General features: G+C 38.7%; 5 protein-coding genes and 1 pseudogene. 1 reads left to right on the top strand and 5 read right to left on the bottom strand.

What is annotated here, in order from left to right; all coding sequences use genetic code 11:
• Together AB685_RS26290 and AB685_RS26295 are read right to left on the bottom strand one after the other, a co-directional pair.
• Nucleotides 1-217: pseudogene (locus AB685_RS26290) on the bottom strand (cystathionine beta-lyase); the annotation flags it as partial.
• A gap of 162 nt (nt 218-379) precedes the next feature.
• Complete coding sequence (locus AB685_RS26295; protein ID WP_241773389.1) at nt 380-1,351, bottom strand: D-glycerate dehydrogenase; 972 nt, start codon at nt 1,349-1,351, stop codon at nt 380-382.
• A gap of 168 nt (nt 1,352-1,519) precedes the next feature.
• Here AB685_RS26295 and AB685_RS26300 point away from each other — a divergent pair, with 168 nt between their 5' ends.
• Nucleotides 1,520-1,858, top strand: coding sequence for a DnaJ family domain-containing protein (locus tag AB685_RS26300; protein WP_053073963.1), 339 nt, complete (start codon nt 1,520-1,522; stop codon nt 1,856-1,858).
• Nucleotides 1,859-1,877: 19 nt separating this feature from the next.
• On the opposite strand, the gene AB685_RS26305 is transcribed toward AB685_RS26300, so the two are convergent.
• From AB685_RS26305 to AB685_RS26315, 3 genes are all read right to left on the bottom strand, one after another.
• Nucleotides 1,878-2,321 carry a DUF3888 domain-containing protein gene (locus tag AB685_RS26305; RefSeq protein WP_047973548.1) on the bottom strand — a complete coding sequence of 148 codons (444 nt, stop codon included), beginning with the start codon at nt 2,319-2,321 and terminating at the stop codon, nt 1,878-1,880.
• Nucleotides 2,322-2,408: 87 nt separating this feature from the next.
• Nucleotides 2,409-2,885, bottom strand: coding sequence for a GNAT family N-acetyltransferase (locus AB685_RS26310; protein WP_047973549.1), 477 nt, complete (start codon nt 2,883-2,885; stop codon nt 2,409-2,411).
• Between the two features lie 116 nt (nt 2,886-3,001).
• The coding region (locus tag AB685_RS26315; RefSeq protein ID WP_047973550.1) for a pullulanase at nt 3,002-4,956 on the bottom strand (1,955 nt) is incomplete at its 5' end.

The following is a 4,956-nucleotide window of genomic DNA, read 5'->3' on the forward strand; positions in this document are numbered from 1 at the left end:
TTGCTTCATCTACTGTAGAAGAAGGAGCTGAATAACCAAATACACCATGTTCAGCTTTCTCTTTTAATACGTCTATGACWGGCCTTGGCGCTTTAATATCCATATCAGCAACCCRAAGTGGTATGACATCTCGAGCTCCAAAGCGAGCCTCAGTCATATCCCATTTCATCGAGTCCGTTCCTAGTCGGTCTAATMCAAATTCTAATTCATTACTCAAAACAATCCTTCTCCTTCCGTTAAAACCAATCAAAAAGGTGCCTAAATAGACACCACTACCTACTATTCAATATAAATAGGCTTATTTCCTTTTCATTCTACAAAAACAATCATTATTATGAAATTTAAGGCGTAAGACCTACTTTATACTTCCTTACCTTTATTATCCTTTTCTTTTCACTTCATGACTCAAATTTCTTCCTGCTAATCCTTCGACAATATGACCGGCTGCCATTTGAGCCATTTTCATTCTCGTATCGATTGCCGCACTCCCTATATGAGGAAGCGCTGTTACGTTCGATAAACTCATAAGAGGATGATTAGCTGAGATCGGCTCTTGCTCAAACACATCTAAACCAGCAGCGTATATCTGTTGATTACTCAACGCATAATAAAGTGCCTCTTCATCAACATTTGTTCCACGAGAAGTATTAATAAAGATAGCCGTCTTTTTCATCTGATCGAATTGTTCACGACCTATCATTTTATTCGTTTCTGGCGTTGAGGGTGCAAGTAAAACGACATAATCAGATTTCTGAAGCAACTCATCCATTGATACATAAGTTGCGCCAAGAGTAGCCTCAGCCTCTTTCTTTCGAGAACGATTATGATAAAGGATGTTCATTGAAAAGCCTGCAGCTCTCTTTGCTACCGCTTCGCCAATACGCCCCATACCAATGATCCCAATCGTGGCACCRGAAACTTCTGGTCCCGTTAAATAAAAAGGTCCCCAGCTCTTCCATTCGTCCTTACGAATCACATCCATTGCCCCGACCAATCCTCTGCCGCAAGCAAGGATTAAAGCGAATGTTAAATCAGCGGTCGCATCCGTTAAAACTCCTGGAGTATGACCAACTTTAATCCCTCGTTTTCTAGCTTCTTCTATATCAATATTGTCATACCCTACCGCCATCGTGCTAACCACTTTTAAATTTGGGGCATGCTCGTACAATTCTACATTAATATTATCTGTTAAWTTAGTCAGCAGAGCATCCGCATCCTTTACTTCTTCTAATAAAAGGTCTCGTGGCATCACTTCATTCTCATGCTTCCACATCATTACCTCATGTTCTTCTCTTAACTGATGCAAAATAGAATCAGGTAATTTCCTCGTTACGACAACTTTCATTTTCATTTCCATTCCTTTCTCTCTCTAACCTATTTCTTTCGCCTTAACTTGACGAATTCCTTCACTAACGTACTACAGTACTAATTGTCACGTATTTGACAAGCCAGAAGCAAGGAATTGAACTTACATTTCTAGAAAGGAATATAGTGAGAAGTAATGATTGGAGGAATAACAATGAGTTGGTTTGATGATGTATATAAGGAGTACGAAAAAAAAGCCCAAGATGATCCTTTGCCTGGAAAAGGAAAACCGCTCCCACAAAGCTCCCTTACTGGTGATGTCTTAGACCGTACGATAAGAAATGCAAATTATCTTCCCCCATGGATCAAGCTGCAACACGAAATTCGTGATGAACTCAACCAATTATTAAAGGGAAAACCTAGTGCATATGAGGAAAACATTGAATTAATCAACAATAAAATTCGCAAATTCAACCTCTCATGTCCTCCCTCTTTTCAGAAGAGGCTTATTACTTCAGCCAACTTACCTAAGCAGTTGAAGCAATGGGAGTAAAGAAGAGTGTTGCTTGCCCTTAAGATATTTTTGGCTTTTTTATTACATGACGCCATTTAGCAGGCAATTCGTATGTTTCTAAATGTTCGTAGGTGAGAACCTTAATCGTCTCGGGTAGCACAGGAGATACCTCTAAAGTGACCCCGTCTTTTCCAACCGCAATATGCGGACCAATAACAGGTGTTACCTCAAGTGTGATGACAAAGTGAAAGGAGCGAAACCCCTCCATTCTCTCTATTTGTTTGAGTTCAATTTCATAAGGATACACGACAGGATTCTCTTTCAAAAAGTTAGAATAGTATTCGTTAATGGGGATTGCTACTGAGTCCAATACGAGCAACATCATAAGATCTTGAACTTTTAGCTCCGTCGAATCATATTCTAAACTTTGAGCTTCACCTAAGCTTGGAAAAGGAATCAGTATCACTGTAAGTAAAATAAGAATGGAGATTTTCTTTTTCATCTTTTTCTCCTTACTTCGTATTCATCTTACCTTTTCCTCTATTAAGGATAAACATCCATCAAAATACAAAAAAGAACTGTCTCCACATTAGGGTAAACTGTTCTTTTTGCTTGGCAACCTTAGAGTTAGTTTAATCATATCTCTACACTGAATCCCATTTTCATATATCTCTTCTGAATAATGTTTTATGAAAAAATCTTGTTCAATTCCCGTAACTCGAAATCCACATTTTTGGTATAAGGCTAGCTGATTAATACTGGAATTACCGGTACCGATTTCAATCCATTCATAGCCTGCTACCTTTGCATTTTTAATTGCGTCCCTAATCAAAGCCTTCCCTATCCCTTGTCCTTGAAAAGCTTCTAGTACAGATATGTTCATAATCTCCACCGTATTAGCTCTTCTTGCTAAAAGGACATACACTCCAATTATTTTCCMATCCTTTTCAGCGACATAGCATGTACCCTTTTGACAATATTCTTTTACTAATTCTAATGACGGGTCTGCCTCTAATAGTAAGTCGATTGGCAGTGGTGCAGTCTTTTCTAACAAATGTATATTCATCTAACTACCTCATTTTCTCTTCTTTCTCGCTTTTAAGTTTACCTTAAAATAAGACTAAACGATTCATTTCTTTCATCATAAAGAAAGAACAGCTCTAAAAAAGAACTGTTCTTTCTTTATTTATCTACGTCGTCATCTATTTTAATAATAACCACGGTTAGGGCTGCTATCAGAAGCTTGTCGGGCGTTAGCTCAAATCCAATTCTATTTATAACTTCGCTCACTCCAGCCTCTTCTCCATCAACCAATACTATTCCCTTGGTTARATCCTCTTGCAGCGTCAACGTTCGCTCTTTATGATCTGCATTTACAAACACATAGTACGTCCCTGTCCCATCAGTTGAAACGTTCTTATAGCCAATTATCAAATCATGTTCTTCTACTTCTGGTGCTTCGATTAATGTTACATGTTTATCAACCATTTCTTTTGAACCTAACCTAAACGCATTTGTCGATCTTCTTAACTGAATCAATCCAGCTGTAAATGCTCTTGTCATATGATGAATGGGACAGATTTCAGAACTCGTTACCTTACTCCAATCAAAGCTATTTATTCGATCAGATGAATTGTACGAATCGTGAATAAAGAATGGATACGTAAAAGGCTTACCTTCCTCATCTACCATGTAGGTTGATTTATACGGAGCGACTTCGGTTTGTTTTCGATATTGTTTAGTCCGTCCATATTCTTGACCAGCATGAAGAAAAGCAGTCCCTTGACTAGTAAGCACGAGCGCATTTCCTAAACGAATTCGTTTGTGAATTTCTTCTTGATGAAATTCAGGGTCTTTCTTAATCGATTGGGCAATGACATCATGAAGAGTTAAATTGTCATGCGCTTCAATATAAGGCACAACATCTCCCGGGCTGGTAGCAACAAAATTATGAGGTTGTGCTTTAATATTATCGAAGACTTGAGAAATACTTCTCGCTCCATTCGTCAAAAACCTTGGTTGACCTTCGCTGCCATAACCTGACTTTAACTCATTTCTAAACTCATCTGAAAACACGCCCACACTATCGGTATGCTGCATCCAGTCTTGATCAGCAGCCGTGACATGCTCTTCCCCCTCATCTCCTACAAAGGTTCGCCATCCTTCTCCTATCATCACAATATTAGGGTTGAATGCTTTTGCTTGATCAAATGCCAATTGGATACTCTGGCTATCATGGTCGCCCATCATGTCAAAACGGAACCCATCGACTTTGAATTCATTTACCCAGTATAAAATGGAATCAATTAATACCTTTCTTGCCATGAAATGAGTTGTTCCTAATCTCCCTCCGCCAAAGCTCGTACGCGGGGTACCATCTGAGTCCATAAAATGATAGTAATGGGAAACAAGGTTCTCGAAGATTTCTACTTGCGCGGTATGATTGTAGACAACATCCAAAATGACACCCATACCTCTTTTGTGAATTTCTTGAATGAGTATTTTTAACTCTTCGATTCTACGGCTTGCCGAATTAGGATTATCCGAATACATCCCACTAGGAGAGAAGTAATTATGCGGGTCATAACCCCAATTATAATTATTGCCCTGAGAAGAATACTCAAGTTCTCTCACTTGGTTCTCCCTCTCATTTCCTTTGTAGTAACTCATAATAGGCAAAAGTTGAATATGAGTCACACCTAATTCTTTTATATAATCAAGCTTGTTGACAAAAGCTGTATAGGTTCCAAATTGCGCAGATAACTCACCCTCAATTAACGGGTCAGATGTAAAATCTCTAACATGCACCTCATAGATAATTGCATCTTCTCGTTTTTCAAAACCATCAATCATCGCAAATTCCAGATCTGGCCCGATCATTGAAGGATTGACAATTGCAGCTTTCCCAACAGAATACCCCCCACTATGATCCCAAGCAGCCATTGATTTCGCATACGGATCTAGCCCTAATTTCTTTTGGCCGTTTGTTTCTATTACATAATGGTAGTAATAATTCGTAAGATCTTGGATGCCGGTGTTTTCTTCATTAAGAGTGATCTGCCATACGCCGTCTTTTCCTTGTTCCATTAGTAGATCATCTTTGACCACATTAAATTGATCCTCTTTATCATAAAGGA

The organism is Bacillus sp. LL01 (assembly GCF_001037965.1).